The sequence below is a fragment of the Pseudomonas sp. RIT288 genome, from assembly GCF_000631985.1.
Classification (GTDB): domain Bacteria; phylum Pseudomonadota; class Gammaproteobacteria; order Pseudomonadales; family Pseudomonadaceae; genus Aquipseudomonas.
The window spans coordinates 73,384-95,005 of record NZ_JFYN01000008.1 but is presented as its reverse complement, the minus strand read 5'-3'; the positions used below and the strand labels follow the sequence as shown (position 1 = coordinate 95,005).

Annotated in this window: 21 protein-coding genes, 3 tRNA genes and 2 pseudogenes; 13 read left to right on the top strand and 13 right to left on the bottom strand. The window is 57.3% G+C overall.

What is annotated here, in order from left to right; genetic code table 11:
• The first annotated feature begins 99 nt into the window (after nt 1–99).
• The 8 genes from BW33_RS09510 (at nt 100) to BW33_RS09475 (ending at nt 5,996) form a co-directional block, all read left to right on the top strand.
• The gene (locus BW33_RS09510) at nt 100–861 is read left to right on the top strand and encodes a carbon-nitrogen hydrolase family protein (protein WP_047598560.1); all 762 of its coding nucleotides are present in this window, start codon (nt 100–102) and stop codon (nt 859–861) included.
• Nucleotides 858–1,301 (top strand): GNAT family N-acetyltransferase, encoded by a 444-nt coding sequence (locus BW33_RS09505; protein WP_047598559.1) that lies wholly within the window; start codon nt 858–860, stop codon nt 1,299–1,301. Before BW33_RS09510 ends, BW33_RS09505 begins: the two co-directional genes overlap by 4 nt.
• Nucleotides 1,302–1,428: 127 nt before the next feature.
• Nucleotides 1,429–2,070, top strand: a complete 642-nt coding sequence (gene gacA, locus BW33_RS09500) for a response regulator transcription factor GacA (protein WP_024012761.1) — start codon at nt 1,429–1,431, stop codon at nt 2,068–2,070.
• Between the two features lie 2 nt (nt 2,071–2,072).
• On the top strand, nt 2,073–3,896 hold the full coding sequence (gene uvrC, locus BW33_RS09495; protein ID WP_047598556.1) for an excinuclease ABC subunit UvrC: 1,824 nt from the start codon (nt 2,073–2,075) through the stop codon (nt 3,894–3,896).
• A 32-nt stretch (nt 3,897–3,928) separates the two neighbouring features.
• On the top strand, nt 3,929–4,489 hold the full coding sequence (gene pgsA, locus BW33_RS09490) for a CDP-diacylglycerol--glycerol-3-phosphate 3-phosphatidyltransferase (RefSeq protein WP_007965084.1): 561 nt from the start codon (nt 3,929–3,931) through the stop codon (nt 4,487–4,489).
• 60 nt (nt 4,490–4,549) lie between these two features.
• A tRNA-Gly gene (locus tag BW33_RS09485) sits at nt 4,550–4,625 on the top strand.
• Nucleotides 4,626–4,670: 45 nt separating this feature from the next.
• Nucleotides 4,671–4,744: transfer RNA gene (locus BW33_RS09480), tRNA-Cys, on the top strand.
• Nucleotides 4,745–5,027: 283 nt separating this feature from the next.
• Nucleotides 5,028–5,996 carry a potassium channel family protein gene (locus tag BW33_RS09475; protein ID WP_047598555.1) on the top strand — a complete coding sequence of 323 codons (969 nt, stop codon included), beginning with the start codon at nt 5,028–5,030 and terminating at the stop codon, nt 5,994–5,996.
• A 32-nt stretch (nt 5,997–6,028) separates the two neighbouring features.
• On the opposite strand, the gene BW33_RS09470 is transcribed toward BW33_RS09475, so the two are convergent.
• Nucleotides 6,029–6,418: a hypothetical protein gene (locus BW33_RS09470; protein WP_052032699.1), complete on the bottom strand. Its 390-nt coding sequence runs from the start codon at nt 6,416–6,418 to the stop codon at nt 6,029–6,031.
• A gap of 294 nt (nt 6,419–6,712) precedes the next feature.
• Between BW33_RS09470 and BW33_RS09465 the strand changes: the two genes are divergently transcribed.
• The 5 genes and pseudogenes from BW33_RS09465 (at nt 6,713) to BW33_RS09445 (ending at nt 10,151) form a co-directional block, all read left to right on the top strand.
• Nucleotides 6,713–8,038 (top strand): acyltransferase family protein, encoded by a 1,326-nt coding sequence (locus BW33_RS09465; RefSeq protein ID WP_152546110.1) that lies wholly within the window; start codon nt 6,713–6,715, stop codon nt 8,036–8,038.
• Nucleotides 8,039–8,200: 162 nt separating this feature from the next.
• Nucleotides 8,201–8,714: pseudogene (locus BW33_RS30145) on the top strand (glycoside hydrolase family 19 protein); the annotation flags it as partial.
• Nucleotides 8,688–8,912 (top strand): annotated as a pseudogene (locus BW33_RS30415) (lysis system i-spanin subunit Rz); the annotation flags it as partial. The pseudogenes BW33_RS30145 and BW33_RS30415, both read left to right, overlap by 27 nt.
• A gap of 622 nt (nt 8,913–9,534) precedes the next feature.
• Nucleotides 9,535–9,621, top strand: a tRNA-Leu gene (locus BW33_RS09450).
• 302 nt (nt 9,622–9,923) lie between these two features.
• A complete protein-coding gene (locus BW33_RS09445; protein ID WP_047598551.1) occupies nt 9,924–10,151 on the top strand; it encodes a hypothetical protein in 228 nt (75 codons plus the stop codon).
• An 88-nt stretch (nt 10,152–10,239) separates the two neighbouring features.
• On the opposite strand, the gene BW33_RS29955 is transcribed toward BW33_RS09445, so the two are convergent.
• The 12 genes from BW33_RS29955 to BW33_RS09390 form a co-directional block, all read right to left on the bottom strand.
• Entirely contained in the window at nt 10,240–10,401 is a 162-nt protein-coding gene (locus tag BW33_RS29955) for a hypothetical protein (protein WP_177327472.1), read from the bottom strand.
• A gap of 201 nt (nt 10,402–10,602) precedes the next feature.
• Nucleotides 10,603–11,109, bottom strand: coding sequence for a peptide-methionine (S)-S-oxide reductase MsrA (gene msrA / locus BW33_RS09440; protein ID WP_047598550.1), 507 nt, complete (start codon nt 11,107–11,109; stop codon nt 10,603–10,605).
• A gap of 208 nt (nt 11,110–11,317) precedes the next feature.
• Nucleotides 11,318–11,602 carry a hypothetical protein gene (locus BW33_RS09435; protein ID WP_047598549.1) on the bottom strand — a complete coding sequence of 95 codons (285 nt, stop codon included), beginning with the start codon at nt 11,600–11,602 and terminating at the stop codon, nt 11,318–11,320.
• 107 nt (nt 11,603–11,709) lie between these two features.
• Nucleotides 11,710–11,940 (bottom strand): hypothetical protein, encoded by a 231-nt coding sequence (locus BW33_RS09430; RefSeq protein ID WP_007964939.1) that lies wholly within the window; start codon nt 11,938–11,940, stop codon nt 11,710–11,712.
• 121 nt (nt 11,941–12,061) lie between these two features.
• The gene (locus BW33_RS09425; RefSeq protein ID WP_047598547.1) at nt 12,062–12,292 is read right to left on the bottom strand and encodes a hypothetical protein; all 231 of its coding nucleotides are present in this window, start codon (nt 12,290–12,292) and stop codon (nt 12,062–12,064) included.
• 70 nt (nt 12,293–12,362) lie between these two features.
• Complete coding sequence (locus tag BW33_RS09420; RefSeq protein ID WP_047598545.1) at nt 12,363–13,988, bottom strand: ABC-F family ATP-binding cassette domain-containing protein; 1,626 nt, start codon at nt 13,986–13,988, stop codon at nt 12,363–12,365.
• Nucleotides 13,989–14,133: 145 nt separating this feature from the next.
• Nucleotides 14,134–15,162 (bottom strand): DNA topoisomerase IB, encoded by a 1,029-nt coding sequence (locus tag BW33_RS09415; RefSeq protein WP_047598543.1) that lies wholly within the window; start codon nt 15,160–15,162, stop codon nt 14,134–14,136.
• Between the two features lie 69 nt (nt 15,163–15,231).
• Nucleotides 15,232–16,311 carry a molybdenum ABC transporter ATP-binding protein gene (gene modC, locus BW33_RS09410; protein ID WP_047598541.1) on the bottom strand — a complete coding sequence of 360 codons (1,080 nt, stop codon included), beginning with the start codon at nt 16,309–16,311 and terminating at the stop codon, nt 15,232–15,234.
• 3 nt (nt 16,312–16,314) lie between these two features.
• Nucleotides 16,315–16,995, bottom strand: coding sequence for a molybdate ABC transporter permease subunit (gene modB, locus BW33_RS09405; protein ID WP_047598540.1), 681 nt, complete (start codon nt 16,993–16,995; stop codon nt 16,315–16,317).
• A complete protein-coding gene (gene modA, locus BW33_RS09400; protein ID WP_047598538.1) occupies nt 16,996–17,763 on the bottom strand; it encodes a molybdate ABC transporter substrate-binding protein in 768 nt (255 codons plus the stop codon).
• A 168-nt stretch (nt 17,764–17,931) separates the two neighbouring features.
• On the bottom strand, nt 17,932–18,996 hold the full coding sequence (locus BW33_RS09395) for an NAD(P)H-dependent flavin oxidoreductase (protein ID WP_047598537.1): 1,065 nt from the start codon (nt 18,994–18,996) through the stop codon (nt 17,932–17,934).
• 114 nt (nt 18,997–19,110) lie between these two features.
• Nucleotides 19,111–21,570: a hypothetical protein gene (locus BW33_RS09390; protein ID WP_047598536.1), complete on the bottom strand. Its 2,460-nt coding sequence runs from the start codon at nt 21,568–21,570 to the stop codon at nt 19,111–19,113.
• Nucleotides 21,571–21,622 lie beyond the last annotated feature (52 nt).

Sequence of the window (21,622 nt, the reverse complement as noted above, 5' to 3'; positions counted from 1 at the left end):
AATCAGAAATTGCTATCGCTCATTCAAGGCGTTACCTATCGTTCTAGTGCCTCGGGCGTTGTGACACACTGAGATTTTGCGCAACCCCAAGGATGAATAATGTCGACGTTCACCATCGCAGCAGCCCAATCGTTTTCCGTTGCCGGGGATCTGGCGGCGAACATCACCCGTCATTTGCGCTTCATGGCCGTGGCGGCGGAGCAGGGCGTCGAGCTGCTGGTGTTCCCGGAGTTGTCCCTGACAGGCTACGAAGGCCAGATGGCCGCAGACCTGGCAATCGATCCGCAGGATGCTGTGCTGCAACCCTTGCGCGATTGCGCTCGCGAGCTTGGCCTCACCGCTGTCGTCGGCATGCCGATTCGCCACGAGGACAGCGCGCAGGTATTGATCGGCGCGCTGACGTTAGGCAGGGACGGTTCTCTAAAGGTTTACAGCAAACAACATTTGCACAGTGGCGAAGAGCTCTTTTATGCCCCTGGGGCTGGTGGTTCGACGCTGTGTATAGGCAGCGATACCGTCGCGCTGGCGGTCTGCGCTGATTTTTCCCACGCCAGTCACGCGGCAGCGGCCGCGGTTGCTGGCGCCGACCTGTACGCAGCAGGCGTGCTGATTGGCGAGAAAGGCTATGGCGTGGATAGCGCGATACTTCAGGGCTATGCCCAAAACCACTCAATGGCGGTGCTGATGGCCAATCACGCCGGACTCACGGGCGGATGGCAATCGGCGGGTCGCAGTGCAGTCTGGTCTGAAAATGGCACGCTGGTCGCCGCGGCGCCAAGCCCTGGTGAACTGTTGGTCGTCGCGCGACGTGATGCCGGCAAATGGCAGGGGCGGGTAGTACCCGTGGCGGCGGGGCAATGACTTACCGGTTGCGTCGCGCCGAACCGTCTGATCGGGTATTTGCCCGAGAGCTGACGTGTCAGAACATGCTGCGCTATTACATTGACCACGATCTGCTGTGGCAGGACGAAGCGTTCGACGTTGCCTGGGATGGCCGAGACAACTGGCTGATCCTTCTCGGTGAAATTCCTGTGGGTTTTTTCAGCCTCAGTCGCGATCGCCGGGCCTTGTATATGCGCGAGCTGCAAATAGCCGAGGCCTCTCGCAGGCAGGGCGCAGGATCCTGGGCGATTGATCAGGTTGTCGCCCTGGCTCGCAGCGAAAAACTCCCGGCACTGCGTTTGACAGTATTCAAAAATAATCCGGCACAAAGTCTGTATAAGAGAAAAGGCTTCAAGGTGTGTGGCGAGGACGAGTGTTTCCTGAGGATGCAGCTCGATTTCGGTACACATGTGCTCTGAAACCCACGGCCGGCAAGCCCTCGATGATGAATTGAAACTTTTTAAATGACGCTTGCCGCTAGGTCTGTCCGGCACTTTTTGCTAAGGTGTCCGGCATCCCAATAAGACCATATCGCGAGGTGTCTGCTTGATTAGGGTGCTAGTGGTCGATGACCATGATCTCGTTCGTACAGGCATTACACGTATGCTGGCCGATATCGATGGCTTGCAGGTGGTTGGACAGGCCGAGTCCGGGGAAGAATCCCTGATCAAGGCTCGTGAGTTGAAACCCGATGTGGTCCTGATGGACGTCAAGATGCCCGGTATCGGTGGTCTCGAGGCCACGCGCAAGCTGTTGCGCAGTCATCCGGACATCAAGGTTGTCGCTGTCACGGTGTGTGAGGAGGATCCGTTTCCTACACGTCTGTTGCAGGCAGGCGCCGCCGGCTACCTGACCAAGGGTGCAGGGTTGCCGGAAATGGTTCAGGCGATTCGCCTGGTATTTGCCGGGCAGCGTTACATCAGCCCGCAGATTGCCCAGCAACTGGCGATCAAATCGTTCCAGCCTACCAACGATTCACCTTTCGATGCCTTGTCCGAGCGGGAAATCCAGATAGCCTTGATGATTGTCGGCTGCCAGAAGGTGCAGATCATCTCCGACAAACTCTGCCTGTCGCCGAAAACGGTGAACACTTACCGCTACCGGATCTTCGAAAAGCTGTCGATCAGCAGCGACGTAGAGCTGACGCTGTTGGCTGTGCGCCACGGCATGGTTGATGCCAGCGCCTGATCATGACTGAAACATTCGATTCCGGCGCCTTTCTGGCGACAGTCAGTGGGCGTCCCGGCGTCTATCGCATGTTCGACAGCGAGGCGCGCCTGCTGTATGTCGGCAAGGCCAAGAACCTCAAGAAGCGCCTTGCCAGCTATTTTCGCAAGACCGGGCTGGCGCCGAAAACCGCTGCGCTGGTCGGGCGTATCGCGCAGGTCGAAACAACCATCACCGCCAACGAAACCGAGGCGTTGCTGCTTGAACAGACGCTGATCAAGGAGTGGCGGCCGCCGTACAACATTCTGTTGCGCGACGATAAGTCCTATCCCTATGTCTTCTTGTCTGACGGTCAATTCCCACGTCTGAGCATCCACCGTGGCGCGAAGAAGGCCAAGGGCAAGTATTTCGGCCCGTACCCGAGCGCCGGGGCCATTCGCGAAAGCCTCAGCCTCTTGCAAAAGACCTTTTTCGTCCGTCAGTGCGAAGACAGCTACTACAAGAATCGCACGCGCCCGTGTCTTCAATATCAGATCAAACGTTGCAAGGCGCCTTGTGTCGGCCTGGTCGAACCTGAGATCTACGCCGAGGATGTACGCCATTCGGTGATGTTTCTCGAGGGGCGCAGTCACGCCCTGACCAATGAGCTGTCAACCGCGATGGAAGAGGCGGCGATCAATCTGGAGTTCGAGCGTGCCGCCGAGTTGCGTGACCAGATTGCCTTGCTGCGCCGGGTCCAGGATCAGCAAAGCATGGAAGGCGGCACGGGCGACATCGATGTCATTGCAGCCTTCGTCAACCCGGGCGGCGCCTGCGTTCATCTGATCAGCGTGCGCGGCGGTCGTGTGCTGGGCAGCAAGAACTTTTTTCCGCAAGTGGGTATCGAGGAGGAAGTTGCCGAAGTCATGGCGGCGTTCCTCGGTCAGTACTACATCAGCAGTCCGGAGCGCGACCTGCCGAGCGAACTGATCGTCAACGTGGTGCCGGAAGATGCCACGGCCCTGATCGAAGCCATCCACGAGTTGCGCGGTCGTGAACTGACCATCAGCCATCGGGTGCGTGGCACACGGGCGCGCTGGCAGCAGTTGGCGGTCACCAATGCCGAGCAAGCGCTGGGCGCACGCCTGGCCAACCGTCAACACACGGCTGCGCGCTTCGATGCACTGGCTGAAGTGCTGAACCTGGATGAGCCGCCGCAGCGGCTTGAATGCTATGACATCAGTCATTCCAGTGGCGAGGCCACCGTCGCTTCCTGTGTCGTGTTCGGCCCGGAAGGCGCAATCAAATCCGACTATCGTCGCTACAACATTGAAGGCGTCACGGCGGGCGATGACTATGCGGCCATGCACCAGGCGTTGACTCGGCGCTTCAGCAAACTGAAGGACGGGGAGGGCAAGCTGCCGGACATTCTGCTGGTGGACGGTGGCAAGGGACAATTGTCGATGGCCCGTGACGTGCTCAATGAATTGGCGGTGCCGGATCTGATCCTGCTGGGTGTGGCCAAGGGCGCAACACGCAAGGCCGGCTTCGAAACTTTGTATCTTAATGATGCCGCCCATGAGTTCACCTTGCGCGGTGACTCACCGGCACTGCACCTGATTCAGCAGATTCGTGACGAAGCTCACCGCTTCGCAATTACCGGCCACCGTGCGCGGCGCGGCAAGACCCGCCGTACCTCCACGCTGGAAGGCGTTGCGGGTGTCGGGCCGACCCGACGTCGGGACTTGTTGAAACATTTTGGTGGATTGCAGGAGCTGTCTCGTGCAAGCATCGAAGAGATCGCCAAAGCACCGGGGATCAGTAAAAAGCTCGCAGAGTCGATTTATGCAAACCTGCATAGCGAGTAGAATGCCAACTCACCTCGTAGCCAGTTGTGCCGATGAATATCCCTAATCTGATTACCGTTCTCCGCGTCCTGCTCATCCCGATCTTCATTTTGTTGTTTTACCTGCCTTACCAGTGGAGCTACATGGCCTCCGCCTCGGTATTCGCCTTCGCGGCGGCAACTGACTGGCTGGATGGCTATCTTGCCCGCCGCCTGGAACAAAGCACGCCGTTCGGTGCGTTTCTCGATCCGGTTGCCGACAAGCTGATGGTGGCTGTCGCTTTGGTATTGCTGGTTCAGGAACATGGCAATTTGTGGCTGACACTTCCCGCAGCCGTCATCATCGGCCGCGAGATTGTCGTGTCGGCCTTGCGTGAATGGATGGCCGAACTCGGTGCCCGCGCTCATGTGGCAGTGTCCAATCTCGGCAAGTGGAAAACCGCAGCGCAGATGCTGGCGCTGGTGATCCTGCTGGCCAATCCCCGCGACTTCAGCTTCTGGGTCTTGCTGGGCTACTCCTTGCTGATGATCTCGGCAGGCCTGACATTGTGGTCGATGGTTCAATACCTGCGGGCCGCCTGGCCGCATCTGAAAACCGACGTTGAAAAGAAATAAAACTTTTTTGAATCAAAGGGTTGACGGGGCATCTGAAATCTATAGAATGCGCCACACCAAGCGGGAATAGCTCAGTTGGTAGAGCACGACCTTGCCAAGGTCGGGGTCGCGAGTTCGAGTCTCGTTTCCCGCTCCAGTTTGTACGCGGTTGTTGTTGTGCTACTCAACAGCGATCGTTTGAGGCCGAGTAGCAAAATGGTTATGCAGTGGATTGCAAATCCACCTACGCCGGTTCGATTCCGACCTCGGCCTCCACTATTAAAAACCCCGTAGATCAATGATCTACGGGGTTTTTTTGCTTCCGTATAATGGAGGCGTTCCGCAATTTTTTCGTTGTGTTCCGCAGCTAGGCCATAGCCTGTTGCACGCGATGACGAAATGACTCCAAGCAGGTGGTTTTCAGTCTGGCTTTCTAGCAAGCGGAGCTACAGTGATTAGGACTTAATCGAGTATGAGTCTAGAGTTTATGCTCGGATCATAAAGCTTGCGGAAGTTGACCTTTTTAAATTTTGCTTAGTACTTGGTAGGAGCTTTAAGGATGAAGTTATTCAAGCCACTTGGCGATGCGTTATTTTGGGTTGTGCATAGAAAGCCGGCTTTTTATGCGGCAATTTATTTGATTAATATAGTTTGCTTTGCTTTGATGTACGCATTTGTTTTTTCAGCGGACTTCAAGGAGAAGATAGGTGTAATTGCTTCTTTTTACTTTAGCGTCGTAACAGTGACGACTCTTGGTTTTGGTGATATCATACCGTGCCTGACTAGTACTGGATTGATTTTAGCTATCACTTCTCAGGTGTTGAGTGGTGTGATATTGGTCGGGCTGTTTCTTAATTCGTTATCTCAAAAATTAAGTGATCATAAAGATGCTCAAACATTATTAGCGCAGGAGGCAGAGCGCAGGTCACGCGTTGCAAGCTTAATGGTTATTTTGCAGCCAATTTTAAATATAAATTTAAGGTCTATAGCTGAAATTTATAAAGTTACTAGTTCAGCGGAAAGGGCTGCTTACGAGATACGACCAAGGGATCTGTTTACGGATGATTATTTTGATCAAATATCCTTTCTGGATATGTATTCAAGAAATAATCGCTATGGTGATAATCGTCTTTTGGCTGCGGTTCTAAACGAAGATAATAGTAATTTCAAGACTGCCCTGGATGGTTATATTACAAAATTTTCTTTTGCGCTCCCTGTAGAAATATTGAAGCGTTTAAGTGATTTGTTAGGGCACTCCTATTTGAGTTATCCTGATATGGCGTTAAGGATGCATCAAGTTGGAGTTGAGCGAGACCTTAAAGTTAGCTCCCGATTTATGGCTTTTGAACATGGGTCTAAGCGGGGAAATGATTCGATAAGCTCGCTTAGGGACTATCACTCGATTTTGTTAGCCGTGATTCAGGATATAGAAGATCATGTTCAGGGGCTGGAAGTTAAAGTTAATGTCTTGTTAATGAATCATGTGGCGCCACCTGTTGCTTCTGCAATTGTTCGCGACACGTATTGACTAATTAATAAAACGTTACCTTGTAGGTTTCACTATTTCCCCGACTCGACGATAAACTTCTTTGTCATCTCTTCAGTAGAGTGTCCAAGCATGCGGCTAGCTTCGCCGATGTCTTCGATTTCGCTGCTAGCCTTCGGTCGTATATCCCTGAATTGAAACTTCCGAATTGTGGTGGCCAGTTCACTGTCACCTTTGGTTGCCGCCTTCGTAGCAGCCTTATCTCGGGCCTCGTCCCAGCGATCGCGCAACATGTTGTAGCTCATGCGTAGCCCTGTCTGGTTGGTGATCAGGATCGATGTCCTGGTTCCAGCCTGTACGCGGCTATCAAGCAGGCGATTGATGAAGACGCAAAGGTCTGTCTCCCTGTCACCGTCATAGAGGCGGATCCTCAGGCGCTTTTCCGCCTTACCTTGACCAACCATCAGAAAGCCATTATTCAGATCGGTAATCTAAGCCTTCAGCAAGTCGGCCTGGCGTTGCCCGGTCAGGTATGCCAAGTCCATTGCGTCCCTGAGATCCTCCCCAGCCTGTTCGTTCCCCCGCGACAAAATCGCAGCATGCGCTTCTACTTGGTCAGGTGACTGGGCGGCTACTCGGCGTTCAGGTTGTTACTTCTTCTTGCACCTATACCCGACTTCCGGACTACCTCGTTCATTGTTGAGTGTATCGGTGGAGGTCGAGGTCGAGGTGGGGAGAACGCGGCTGGTGCCGATCAAGTGTCCACCGGTAGCCACCGCGGTGGTGGCGCCTATGCAGAGGGACGTTTTTATTTATCAGATTGTACGTTTTATCAATCAAATTGTTTCAATTTTGAAAACTATCGCGTAGATTTCCCCCATTTTTGGGAGGGGGGAATCATGCGTGATTTTTTTAGCGCGGAGCGTTTAGCTAGTAAATTTGGGGGGCGACCAGATGGCGGGCGCGTGAATCAAGACATTGAAAGGTTAAGAGCTGTTGCTGTGCTTCTTGTTCTAGTGTCGCATGGACAAGTGCTTTTTTCTTGGCTAAAGTTTCAGCAACTAATCACTGGTTATCATTTCCAAATTGGCGTTGATTTGTTCTTTGTGATCAGCGGATATGTAATCGCGATGTCAATTTTTCGCGAGCTCGATAATCGTGATGCAAATGAACCGACGAGATTTTTTCTGTATAGGTTTTGGGTTCGCCGAGCGTTTAGATTGTTACCGGCAGCTATTGTTTGTATCGCTGTGTCCACCGCGCTTTCACACTTGGTCTACGGGGAGAATCTATTTGTAATGTTAAAGGCAGCATTCGCTGCGCTCTTTAATGTATTTAATTTCTATCTTCTTCATGCGCTAGTTAATGGTGTGAGCGTTGGGATGTTGGAGCCGTACTGGAGTCTTTCGCTCGAAGAACAGTTCTATGTAATATTCCCTCTTCTGGTGTTGGTCGTTTCGACAAAACGACGACTTGCAATGATCGCGATTGCTGGCGTAATAGGGATTGAGCTGGCATTTTCCGTGATTCCTAACCTATTTTGGTTTATCCGATTTGACGGGCTTTGCTGTGGCGTGCTGCTGGCATGCGCATCTCCTTATATAAAAAAAATACGCCTTCCAAAAGTTTTTGGGAAGGTAGTAGGGCTCGCATTATTGGCTTTCTTTATTCCGGTCGCGTTGGGGTATCTGTTTCCGGTAGCCGGTTTCTTTGGTGCTCAGACGATCCCGTTGGCGTGCTGCGTGATTCTCGTTATTTTCGCGGTTATGGATAGTGATGTATTCAATTTTCCATTGATTGGCAGGGCTTTGGCTTATCTGGGGTCGCGCTCCTATACGGTATACTTGCTGCATCTGACTTTCTTTTTTGCCATGGGTCGCGTATTACTTGCCACCGGGCAAGAAAATAATACATTGGCAGTTTTGTTGGCAGGTCTCAGCTTGATCACCTTTATGGTATTGGTAGAGCTGATGTTCAGGTTTGTGGAAACTCCATTTAGAGATTATGGTAAGCGCGTGGCTAGTCGAATTAAGCTGAGTAACTCATCCGTAAGCTCTGAGCCTGTAAAAGTCACTTCTAGTTAATGTTTATTGGAGTGGCTGATTTTATAGTGTGCTTCAAGAACTGAGAGTTTACTAAAGGGATGGTTAAGGTCTGGCCTGAAATTGTCCTAATGAATGTTTGTTGATTCATTTCGCTGAAAAAAGCCTGCCGTGAGCAGGTTTTTTTTTGCCAGGAGAAAAGCAATGTCCATCACCCAGCAGCAGTTGCTGCAGATCCTCCCCAACGCCCGCACCCAAGCGGGCGTTTTTGTTTCCGCCATGAACACCGCCACGCAGCATTACCAGATAGTAGGCCCGAAGCGCGCTGCCGCGTTCATTGCAAAGATCGGTCATGAGTCTGGCCAGCTTCACTATGTGCGTGAGATTTAAGGGCCCATCGCTGCTTAGCGTGGATACGAAGGTCGCGAAGATTTGGGCAATACTGAGCCGGGCGGTGGGGGGAAGTATTGCCGGCGCGGCCTGATCCAGATCACCGGACGCGCGAACTACGCTAAATGCGGCGAGGCGCAGGGTCTCGATCTGATCAATCACCCTGAACTGCTGGAGCTGCCATAGGATGCGTCAATGTCGGCGGCTTGGTTCTGGAAACAGGAGGGACCTGAACGATCTCGCTGATCGGGATCAGTTCAATACGATCACTCGCCGCATCAATGGCGGATTGAATGGTTTGGATGACCGGTTGGCGCTCGAGCAACGACTGGCTGCCGGTGAACAAACCCACTTCAGGAAAATGACCGATGCCCAACGTGAACAAGATCGCCTGCGCGATCGCCTTGCCACTTCTGATCTACGGCTGTCAGTCCTCCTCGACGCAACCGACGCTGCTAAAGGCTGTGGGGTGCCAACCACCGTCGGCGCCGGCGGCGTGAATCATGCTGCCGTACGAGCCCGACTGACGGTTCTCAGCGTCGCTCCTGTATGCATTCCCTGAGGTTCGCAAGTCGTACAGTTTCCGGCGGATCTTTGCCGTCTCCGCTGCTTTCTCACTAACTGTTGTCATTGCCTCATCACGCTGACGGACTGCTTCGGCGTGCATCTCGAATAGCTTGAAAATACGTTCGCGCTTGACGCAACTGCAGAGTCAGTTTCTCAAACTCGTACTCGTAGAGGTCAAGCTGGTGCCGGCATGTTCGAGCGGCGCCGGACAGCCGAGCCAGTCAAATGAGTTCCGCATCCCAAAACGCGACCCTTGCATTACGTGGCCTGTAGCCTGATAAAAATCAGTAGCTTGCGCAACGCATATAGTGCTAACCTATTGATCTACAGAGACTTATAGGTGGATTGCAATCTACCTGTGCCGGTTCGATTCCGACCTCGGGATCCACTATAAACAAGCTCCGTAGATCCATGATTTACGGAGCTTTTTTATTTTCAGTGCGCTACAAGATTTAGTCTTGAAATCAGCCACTGTGAACTTGCTTCACCGGGACGTGATGTATATATTTCCCGCTCTGCTTCAAAGGCTCAACACAGACAGATTCTATGGTCGGCTGATTTGAGCACTACACAGCGCTACCGCCCGAATGGCGAAACTGGTAGACGCATGGGACTTAAAATCCCCCGCTCGTAAGGGCGTGCCGGTTCGATTCCGGCTTCGGGCACCATGAATATCAAGGGCTTGTATGAGATTTCTCATGCAGGCCCTTACCATTTGTACCCTGCAATTGTTGAGCGCTCTGTGCAACTCACTGGGTCGGAACGATCTTCAAGGGAAGGTGCATGGCGCATCAGAGTGAGAACATGGATAACGCGAAACGCACACAAACTGAAAGCCCGGCTCAGCTCCGGGTTTTTTTGTGCCCGCCATCCGACCAAGCGCACATCTTCCGCAAGACACCGATACCTTGAACTAAAAGCTGACCGGTAAGTCGGGATGATGAGTCGTCCCTTCATACTGAGGTCATCTATGCGCAACTACACGATCCAATATTTGTTCAACGACGCGCCTCGCACGCATCAGCTTCAGTTGAATCAGTCGGAGCTATCGGTCGCTGATGCTGCGATGCATCTGGTGGAGCTACATTTTGGCGATGGTGAGAACAGCTTGGTCATGCCGACTGCGGACTCGACCGCTGAAGAGATTCTCCAGCAAGCGGAAGTGATGGGAATTACTCAGATCGAAGTGGTCACGTGAACAAGGCAGCTCCACCTTTGTGAATAATTTTGTGCTAATTGGCGGACAACAAAAAGCCCGGACGTATCCGGGCCTCTCAGAGCAAACCTCAGCGCGAATTTACTTCTTCCTGAGTCCGGGCCGACGCTTTTTCCCTGCGCCTGCGCAGCCAGCTGAAGAATGCATGTACCGGGTGTAAAAACGCCGCAAGTACGCACAGCAGCAAGATGATGAAAATGGCAATCAGCGGGAGGCTTTCGTGCGAGAACATGGTGGGGTACTCCTGTAGGCACTATGTTGGAACCCGCAGGCTAGACGCTTTGAACCTTGCTTGCGATGAACGTATGTTCATTCTTGGGCGCTTGAACTGTGCTACGGAGGACTCACCGAAATGATCGATTCCAGAGGTGCGCAAGCGCCGGCCTTCAGTTGAGGCCAACGCCGTGCGTGGAGTGATTACGCAGGTGTGTTTTCAACTGCGCTTCGGCAGCTTCCAGTTTGGGCGGATGAAATGGCAGGTGTAGCCATTCGGGATCCGTTCCAGATAGTCCTGATGCTCCGGTTCCGCTTCCCAGAACGGCCCGGCAGGTTCGATTTCGGTGACTACTCGGCCCGGCCAAAGACCGGAGGCGTCAACGTCGGCGGCGGTATCCTCGGCAATGTCGCGTTGCTCGTCGCTGAGGTAATAAATCGCCGAACGATAGCTGGGGCCGAGATCGTTGCCTTGGCGGTTAGTCGTGCTGGGGTCGTGGATCTGGAAGAAGAACTCGAGGAGCTGCCGGTAGCTGATCACCGCCGGGTCGAAAACGATCTCGATGGCTTCGGCGTGGTTGCCGTGGTGGCGGTAGGTGGCATTCGGTACCTCGCCGCCGGTGTAACCGACGCGGGTTTTCAGCACGCCGGGATAACGCCGCAGCAGGTCCTGCATGCCCCAGAAGCAGCCGCCGGCGAGAATCGCGGTTTCGGTTTGTCCGGTCATGATCTTTTTAGCCTCTCGGTGACTGTGGATACGGTTCTGTTTATGAGGGCACGTTGGCTATTTGCAAGCTTGACTAAGGGTTACAGGTTGCTCGAACTGTTTCTTCAACAAAAAGCCCCGACGATAAGGTCAGGGCATTGATGGGTTCGAGCTGTGAATTCGGGACATTTCGCGTCGAGTGATGTACTAAAAACACGACATCAAGCGGTTATACAAACGCTTGCCCGAAAAAGCCCCGTGGCAGGCGCTGCGGCCCGGCCAGCGCGGTCAGGCGTTCGATCCACTCCGAACGCCAGTTCGACGCACCGTGATCAGCCTTGGTGTGGCGCGCTGCGCGGCGTGCGGCATTGCGCTGGGTCTTGCGTGCTTCTTTGTAGGCGTCGGTGTTGCGGCAGCTGCGGCATTTGACGCGATTGAGTTCCAGGCTTGAGGCAAGGTTGTTGCCCTTGTGACCACAAGCCAGATGTCCGTCTGTTTTGAAATGGATAACCATGAACCGTCTCCTGGGTGACGTGTACAGGTTTTGACCTCCCACGACCACAGGCGTTCGCCGGATCGGCCCATTGGTACGCCCGGAAACTGTCGATTACCTCTAGGCAGTCATCTGAAACGTGGCAGTGGCCGCTCGACCGGTTGTAGCGACGACAGGGTGCTGCGGATCAGCGGTGTGTCTTTTTCGATGTCGTTCAGTCGATCGCGGATGCGCAGGGCAGTCGGATGGCCGCCTTGATGATCGACCCAGTCGGCGATTTCCTTGCAGGCCGCAGCCAGGCGAGCCTGACGGGAGTCGAGCAGGGTGAGGAGGGTGGTGATGGACTCTTTTTCGGACATGGAACACCTCCGTTCAGACAAACCGTTGAGAGGCAGCAAAAAGCCCGCGGGCTGCGAGCTCTCTACCGTTGGGGCGCTGGTCCGTCAGCTGCTTTGAGTATAGACCCCGCCTGTCATTGCATCAGCCGGCCGATTGTCGCGCCGACAGCGGCGAGCTGGCCGCATTGAGCCTTCGGCATTCGCGTCGGGCATCTTCCTCAAGATCGTAGCCATCGCCGATGAAACCGCCGGTGCGCGTGTCGTTGATTCGAAACCAACTGCTGGCTTCGGCGGGTTCATGCTGACTTTCCCCGGCGCGGCGGCCGTGAATGATGATCTTGTTGCAGCGCTTCACGACAAAGATGTCTTCCATGGCGTCACCACAGCAAATGGGTGTCAGATCAACTATAGAAGCCTTGGCCAATCGTGCAAAAAATAGCCAGTCAGTTCGTCGGTTGCAGCCGCCATTCTGTGGCATGCCAATCCAGATGATGCGTCGGTTTCAACGCTTGTAGAAACTCAGAGTCGTGGGAAACCGCGACAATTGCTCCGGGAAATGTCTGCAATGCCTGCTCGAAAGCCTGAACCGATGCCAGATCCAGGTGATTGCTCGGCTCATCGAGCAGCAACAATTGCGCAGGTGTCTTGCCCCACAAGGCCACCGCCAGCGCGGCTTTCAAACGTTCTCCACCGCTCAGTGAAGCGCTCGGTCGGGTGACCCGTTGCGAGTCCAGTTGCAGATGAGCCAAATGCCCGCGCAATGCACTTTCACTCAACGGACTCTGCAGAGCGAGCAGTTGCTCGATGACGCTGAGACGGTCATCCAGCAGCTTCAGATGCTGGTCTAGATAAGCCGCAGGAACATGGGTGATGCATTCGCCGCTGGCGGGATGCAGTTGACCTGCGAGCACTCTGAGCAACGTCGATTTGCCGCAGCCATTCGGACCATTGACGGCGACACGCACAGGACCGCTCAGCGTGAGATTGAACGGTTGCGCCGGCAGCCATGGCAGGCACGTATCAATCAACGAGCAGACTCTGCGCGCAGCAGGCACTGCGCTGCCGGGCAGGTTCATCAGCACCGCATCATCCGCGAGCACTTTGGCGCAGGCATCGCGCACCCGTGTATCGAGCGCCGATTTGCGCTGCTGATGACCATGACGCACCTGGCCCATGATCTGCCTCGCAGCACCTTTGAGGCCGGCGCGTTCGAAGCCCGAGACGTTGGCGGTTTTGGCATTGCGCAGTGAGCGGGCGGCATGCCGCTGGATGGTGTCGTGCTCGTTTTGCAAGCGCTGCTGCTCGCGCCGGCGCTCCGTTCGGCTTTGATCCAGCGACGCTTGCGCCGCCGCCTGATGGATCTGTCGTTGCTGCTGATAAGCGGAAAAATTGCCGCCGTACACCGTGACACCCAGCGGCGTCAGTTCGACGATACGTTGCATGCGCTCAAGCAATTGCCGGTCGTGACTGACGACGATCAATCCGCCGCGCCAGCGTTCCAGTTCTTTCATCAGCCAGTCGCGGCCAGGGCCGTCGAGGTGATTGGTCGGTTCATCCAGCACCAACAGGCGCGCCGGACTCAGAAACGCCCTGATCAACGCCAGTCGCGCCTGCTGACCGCCGCTCAGCGGTTGGGTCAGATCCGTGGCGGCAATGTCCGGCAGACCGGCGTTATCCAGCGATTGGCGCAGACGTTCGAGCAGATCCCAGCGCTCGCCAAGGATGTCGAAATCTTCCACCATCGCCTCGCCACACTGCAGCCGTTGCAATGCGCAAAGGGCAGCAGCGGTGCCCGTGGCATCGGCCACGGTCTGCCCCGCATCGGCGGAGAATGCTTGCGCCACATAGGCCAATGGAACCGAGCAGGTGACGCTGCCGGCGGTTGGTTGCAAGTATCCGGCAATCAGCTTGGCCAGCACGCTTTTACCGACGCCATTGCGCCCGACGATGGCTGTGTGGGTGTGATCGAATTGCAGATTCAGGTCGTTGAAAATCGTCTCGCCATTGGCGAACTGAAAAGTCGTTTGATTCAGGGAGACGAGGGCAGGCGTACGCGAGACGTGAGTCATCGGCACCTCCGAAAAATGTCGTGAAGACTGACAGGCGCTATTCAGCGCTTATCGCGATTACATTTTCAGAAGGCTTGATTGTTCACTGTCTGCGGTCGTCCTGAAGGGGGAAAGGTGGCTAGCCTAGATCACCCATCCGCCGCGATCAAGGCGCGTCCATCATTTGCTCGAGAAACATCGCCAGCGCCACCTCCTCGGAGCGCAAACCCTTGCGCACGCGCGGACGAGGCAGTTCAGCCAGCGCACCGAGCAGGAAGCGCTCGACCACCGCCGGATGGATGTAGCACTTGCGGCACACCGCCGGGGTGTTGCCCAGCTGTCTGGACACGCTCTTGACCATCTCCACCACGTGCCGTTTCGCCTCGGCTTCCGACTCCCATTGCAGTTCGCGCAATACCGCCAGGGCCAGTGCGCTGCCGGCCCAGGTGCGGTAATCCTTGGCGGTGAAATCGGCGCCGGTGAGGGTTTGCAGATAGCTGTTGACGTCGTGCGAACTGACGGTGTGCCGCTCACCGTTTTCGTCCAGATACTGAAACAGATTCTGCCCGGGGATTTCCAGGCAGCGCTTGATGATGCGCGCCAGGCGTCGATCCTTGACGGTGATCTGGTGTTCGATGCCGCTCTTGCCGCGAAACTGGAACAAAATCGCGCTGCCGTTGACCTCGACATGCCGGCTGCGCAGGGTGGTCAGGCCATAGGAGCGGTTGTCTCGCGCGTATTGGGTGTTGCCGACACGAATCAATGTGGCGTCGAGCAGCGTGATGACCGTGGCCATGACCTTGTCGCGGTTGAAGCCAGGTGCGTCCAGCAGGGTTTCGAGCTGTTTGCGCAACTTCGGCAGTGCCAGGCCGAACTCACGCAGGCGCGAGTATTTGTCGGCATCGCGCACCTCGCGCCAGCGCGGGTGATAGCGATACTGCTTGCGGCCCCGGGCGTCGCGCCCGGTGGCCTGCAAATGGCCGCGCGGATCGGCGCAGATCCACACGTCGGTGTAGGCCGGCGGCACTGCCAGTGAATTGATCCGTTTGATCTCATCGGGGTCGGTGATGCGCTGCCCGGCCGAATCGAAATAGGCGAACTTGCCGCGCAGTTTTTTACGGGTGAGGCCGGGTTGGGTATCGTCGACGTAGTGCAGGTCGGGCGGTAAGACGTCGGCTATTACGGTGTCGGGCATGGCGGTGTCCTTGGCGAATCGCGCTGTTACAGCGATTGACCGCGCGCCGTGGCCGTCGTGCCAACCAATTCAGGCCAGCACGGCGACGGCCTTGATTTGCGCCCACAAATGCTGGCCCGGGTGGATGCCGAGTTGATCCCGGGAAAATCGCGTGATCCGCGCCAGCAGCGGTGTGCCGCCGGCATCCAGACGAATCAGCACATGCGCCGCATTGTCCGCCGCCAGCTCGCTGACCACGGTCACCGGCAAGCGATTGAGGATGCTGCTGGCTTCGCTGTTGTGCAGAGCCAGGCTGATGTCCCGGGCGTGCACCTTGCAGCGCAGGGCCTGACCGACTGCCATCGGCGCGTGAGTCACACGGATGTTCATGGCGGTGGCGGGCAATTGCAGACTCAGCAACTGGTACTCGGCATCGTAGGCGCTGACCTGGCCTTCGATGATCACCCCGGCGTCATCGCCCAACGCCATTGGCAGGTCCAGCCGGGCGAGAGTCTCGCCAATCGGGCCACTGGCCAGGGCCTTGCCGTCGCTGAGCAACACCAGATGATCGGCCAGTCGGGCCACCTCATCCTGCGCGTGGCTGACGTAAAGCACCGGGATGTCCAGTTCGTCGTGCAGACGTTGCAGGTACGGCAGGATTTCGTTTTTGCGCTGGCTGTCGAGAGCAGCCAATGGCTCATCCATCAGCAGCAGTTTCGGGCTGGTCAACAGCGCGCGGGCGATGCCGACACGCTGGCGTTCGCCGCCGGACAGGTGCTGCGGATGGCGCTCCAGCAGATGGCCGATGCCCAGCAGTTCGGTGGCTTGCGCCATGTCGACCCGGCGCTGGGCCTTGGTGATGCGCTTGAGGCCGAACTGCAGGTTGGCCAGCACCGACAGATGCGGGAACAGACTGGCTTCCTGAAACACATAACCCAGCGCACGTTTGTGCGGCGGGACAAAGATCCGCCGTTCGCTGTCCTGCCAGACTTCGTCGTTGATTTTGATAAAGCCCTGTTCAGCCCGCTCAAGCCCGGCGATACAGCGCAGGCAAGTGGTTTTGCCCGATCCGGAATGGCCATACAGCGCGGTCACGCCACGCCCCGGCAACTGCAGATCGACATCCAGGCGGAAACCCGGATAAGTGATTTTCAGACGTGCATCAATCATCGATCAGCTCCAGCCCGCGCGGGTTTTGCGGCTGGAGTAGAGCACCAGCAACACCAGAAACGAAAACACCAGCATCGCCCCGGCCAGCCAATGGGCCTGGGCATATTCCATCGCCTCGACATGGTCGTAGATCTGCACCGAGACCACCCGGGTCTTGTCGGGAATGTTGCCGCCGATCATCAGCACCACGCCGAACTCACCGACGGTATGCGCGAAACCGAGGATCGCCGCCGTCACGAAGCCGGGGCGGGCCAACGGCAGGATCACGCTGAAAAAAGTGTCCCAGGGATTGGCGCGCAAGGTTGCGGCCACCTCCAGTGGGCGGGTGCCGATGGCCGAGAACGCGTTCTGCAACGGTTGCACCACAAACGGCATGGAGTAAATCACCGAACCGATCACCAGCCCGGTAAAGCTGAAGGTCAGCGTGCCCAGGCCAAGCCATTGCGTGAAGTGGCCGAGAAAGCCGTTGGGCCCCATCGCCAGCAACAGATAGAAGCCGATCACGGTCGGCGGCAGCACGAGGGGCAGGGCGACGATTGCGCCGATGGGGCCGCGCAGCCAGGAACGGCTGCGCGACAACCACAGGGCAATCGGCGTGCCGACGACCAGCAGGATAGCGGTGGTCAGGGACGCCAGTTTCAGGGTCAGCCAGATCGCCGCGAAGTCGGCACTCGTCAGCGACATTTAGAGCTGATAACCGTAAGACTTGATCACCGCAGCGGCTTTCGGGCCTTTGAGGTATTCAACCAGCGCTTTGGCGGCGGCGCTGTCCTTGCCTTTGTTGAGAATCACCGCGTCCTGTTTGATCGGGTCGTGCATGCTCGCTGGAACGATCCACGCCGAACCGCTGGTGACCTTGCCGTCCTTGTAGATCTGCGACAGCGCGACGAAGCCCAGTTCGGCGTTGCCGGTGGACACGAACTGGTAGGCCTGGGTGATGTTCTGGCCTTCGACGATCTTGGCTTTGGTCGCCTCAGTCAGCTTGAGTTTTTCCAACACCTGAGTGGCGGCCAGGCCGTATGGCGCGGCTTTCGGGTTGGCGATGGACAGGTGCTGGTATTCGTTCTTCTTCAGGACTTCACCTTTGGCGTCGACATAACCTTCTTTCGCCGACCACAGGGCCAGGGTGCCGATGGCGTAGGTGAAGCGCGAACCCTTGACGGTGTCGCCTTCTCTTTCCAGTTTTTCCGGCGTGGTGTCGTCCGCCGAGAGGAACACTTCGAACGGCGCGCCGTTTTTGATCTGGGTGTAGAACTGGCCGGTGGCACCGTAGGCGGCGACCAGTTTGTGCCCGGTGTCTTTTTCGAAATCGGCAGCAATCGCCTGGATCGGCGCGGTGAAGTTGGCGGCAACCGCCACCTGCACTTCATCAGCCTGAGCGGAACCGAAGGCGAATATCGAAAGCAGGGTGGCCAGGCATGTCGGGGCAAAACGTGAGGCACGAATGGTCATGTAACGGCTCCGTGAAGGGCGAGTGCAGAGGGCAGTTTATTGTTGGCGGTGGACTGCACCGATGCGAAGGGTGAAACGCTATATAGCGAAATATATAGCGAAATGCCGTTAAACAGGAAGTGCTGGTGAAGACAGGGTGAGGTGTGCCATGCCTCACCCTGCGCCGGATCAGCGGCCGAGCAGTTTTGCCATAGCGCCATCCGCCAGTTGCCGGGTCAACTCGGCGCAGCTGACTTCTTCACCCAATGGGAAGGCCTGACCGGCCCAGAGGTTGCTGAACTGCGCTTCACTTTTGGCACGCAACGGCATCAGCGCCCCGCCGGCCAGCGGGAAGGCCGGGGCTTTCGCTGACATCGGGCCGACTTCGCGCATCACCCGATTGAGAATGCCGCGGGCCGGGCGGCCGGTGAACAGGTTGGTAATCGCGGTTTCGCTTTCCTTGGCGGTGCGCAGCGCCTGGTGATGCGCGGCGCTGACTTTCGCTTCCGGGGTAAACAGATACGCGGTGCCGACTTGCACCGCTGACGCACCGAGCACCAATGCTGCGGCCACACCGCGGGCATCGGCAATGGCGCCGGCAGCGATCACCGGCACCTTCACCGCATCGACGATCTGCGGCACCAAGGCAAATGTACCGACCTGACTGCTCAGGTCGTCGCTGAGAAACATCCCGCGATGACCACCCGCCTCGTAACCCATGGCGATGATCGCGTCGCAACCGTGTTGTTCAAGCCACACCGCTTCATCGACAGTAGTGGCAGAAGAGAGGATTTTCGCACCCGTGGCCTTGACCCGATCCAGCAGGGATTTTTCCGGCAGGCCAAAGTGAAAACTCACTACTTCAGGACGAAACTCTTCGAGCACGGCGCACGCTGCGGCATCGAATGGCGCCCGGTTGGAAACCGGTGTCGGTGCGTCGAAATCGACGCCCAGTTCGCGGTAGTACGGCTCCAGCAGATTCTTCCATTCTTGCGCGCGCTGTTCATCGGCGACCGGTGGCTGGTGGCAGAAGAAATTGACGTTGAACGGTTTGCGGGTGTGCTCGCGAATGGTCTTCAGCTCTTCGCGCAGTTGCTCGATGCTCAGCATCGCCGCAGGCATCGAACCCAAGCCGCCGGCGTTGCACACGGCGATCACCATGGACGAGTTCGTGGCACCGGCCATCGGGGCCTGGATGATCGGTAACTCGATGCCGAGCAGGTCAAGAATGCGAGTGTCAGGCCATTGGCTCATGGAAGCGTTTCTCCGAACGATGAAGCGGGGCAGGGACGGCAGAGCCGGTTTTTTAACAGCAAAACCGGACTCGGGGCCAGCCCGAATTTTCCGCGCACCGACAGTCGTGCGCCGTCAGCGTCGATGAAAACCGCCGCCACCGCCGCCAAATGAACGGTTCATGACTTGCGAGGAGTTGTGAAAGTTGTTGGTGCGCTGGTTTCCGAAGTTGCGCGCGGCAGACTCGCGATTGAGGTTCTGCAGTTGCGCATTGTTGTTGACCGGCGCCGTGCGGGCCGGGCTGCCTTTGACCATCGATTGCCAGCCGTTGTCGGTTTTCTTGTAGACGTTGCCGTCGCGCCCGGCATAGACGTTGTCGCCGACCCGGGCGGCGCCGCCGTTGCGGCCTTTCACGCCGGCGTATTGCGTGGTCTTGTCGGTGTTGGGGTTGTACACCGCGCCACGATTGGCGGTGACCTGGGTGCCATTGCGAGCGTTGCCCGCGGTGACCCGTCCACCGGCGATGGCGCCACCGTTTGGGCCGACCACCTCACCGCTGCGCCCGGCCGCGTAATTGCCGTTGTAGACATTGTGTACGGCACCACGCTGGCCTGCCGCCGCAATGCCGGTGCGCGAGTTGTAGGAAGAACCGACCTGACCGGCCCAGCGATTGCCGGTCCAGGCGTTGTATCCGGCGCCATAACGACTCACCGTCGCGCGATCGCCCCACTGACGATAAATGTTGCCGGTGGTGCCAGCCCAACCACCGGCCCCCCACGCCACGGCACCGCCGCGATAACCATAAGCGGCGCCACCCCAGGCCAGTGGCGCCGGATACAGGCGGGGCCCCCAGGCGTAACCCCAGCCATAATTGCCCCACCATGGATAAGCGCCCCAGCCCCAGCCCATCGCCACGGTGTTGCCGCCCCAGCTCCAGCCGAAGCCGAAACCGAAGGTCCAGCCAGTCCACGGCGTGTAGCGCATGGCGACGCCGAAACCATAGGTCACCGGCGGCCCGTACCAGACGCTGCCGACCCACGGCGTGTACGGATAACCGGTGCCGTAGACCACCACACCGGTGGCCGGATCCAGATTCGACCCCTGATAACCCGGGGTGTAGCCGACCACCACGGTGTCGCCGCTGGATTCATAGACTTTGACGTAGGTGAGGTAATGCATCGGTGAACTCGGCGGGATCGAATAGATCACCGCCGGCACCGAACTGGCCACGGCCCATGGCCCGTTCACCGAGGTAGCGCTGAACCAGATACCGTTTTCCACCGCATACCAACTGTCGTTGTCGACCCGGATGATCGGGGTGGCACTGTTGACCACGTATTGCAGCGACGTGCTGTTGATTGCCTTCAACTGCGGTTCGCCATCGAACTGCGGTGCGGTCATTTTCACTGCGCTTTTCTTGATCGCCGAGGTTTGCGGGATGGTCGCCGCGATCGCGGCTTCCTTGGCCTGTGGCGTGCCGGCGACCGAGGCCTTGACGTTCTCTTTCGGACTGTCGTCGGGGATGTTGGCGAAATCTGCCGGCAGTTTGTCCGCCGGGGTAAACGTCCATGGCCCGCGCATGTCGGCGGCGCGAAACCAGCGGCCGGAGATCAGCACGTAACTGTTCTGGTCACCGATTTCCTTGAAGATGTGCCCGGTGGTGTTGCTCACGTAAAGCAGGCTGGTGCCTTGAATTGGCAGCCACTGCGCTGCGCCGTCGGTGACGATCAGTTCGGTGGGCATGGTGGCGATGAAGATTTTCGGCTGCGGCGGTTTGGCCAGATTTGGGACCTTGTCTTTCGGATCACTTTGCCCGGTCAGCAGATCGACTTGACGGCTTTGAATCGCCGCCTGTTTGGCCTTCTCCAGATCGGCCGGCGGAGTGATCAGGCGGGTGTATTCGCCGCCGAGGCTGTCAGCGGCCATCCAGCCATCGAACACGTGCAGGTAGTGCTTGCCCTCGGCGTCCTTGAGCAATAGCGGACGGGTGTTGATCACCCGCTGCAACGCGGTGCCATCGACCGCACGGTACACGGCGTCGCCATCGATGTAGACGAGCAGGGCCGGGACGTCTGAACTGATGATCGTCGGCGGGGTGTTTTCCAGTGGGGCGCTGTCGGCTTTCTGCTCGGCCGACAGCACGCCGACGGCGGCTTCGAGTTGATCGAGGGGAATGGTTTTCTTGCGACTTTCGGCATCTTTCTGCAGCGCGCCGAGCCAGACGTCGGCCTGGCTGGCATCGGCAGGGAAATCGGCCTTGATGATTTTGTATTGATCCAGCGCGACCCAGCGCGTGGCCTTGTCGACCAGTGTGTGTGCGCTGAACTGGACGATGCCGAAGGTGGGTTTGCCGTCGGCGCCGGTGGCTTCGACGGCAGCCCGGGCATTGAGGGTGTAGCCATCCCAGCTGTCGAGTTGCGGCTGGTACACGGTCAGTTTGGCCTTGCCGCTGCTGATCACTTGCGGCCACGTCGGCGCGCTGGGGGCGGTGTCGGCCGCAGTGGCTTTGGTCCCCGGGGTGGATGCTGCCCAGGCATGGCCAACGGTCAGCAGGCACAGCATCAGTATCGCAAGCAACGAGCGCGGGTAAGACATTGTCAGCTCCATCGACAGGGCCGCTTTCAGCAGGATGGCAGCGAAAGTTCGA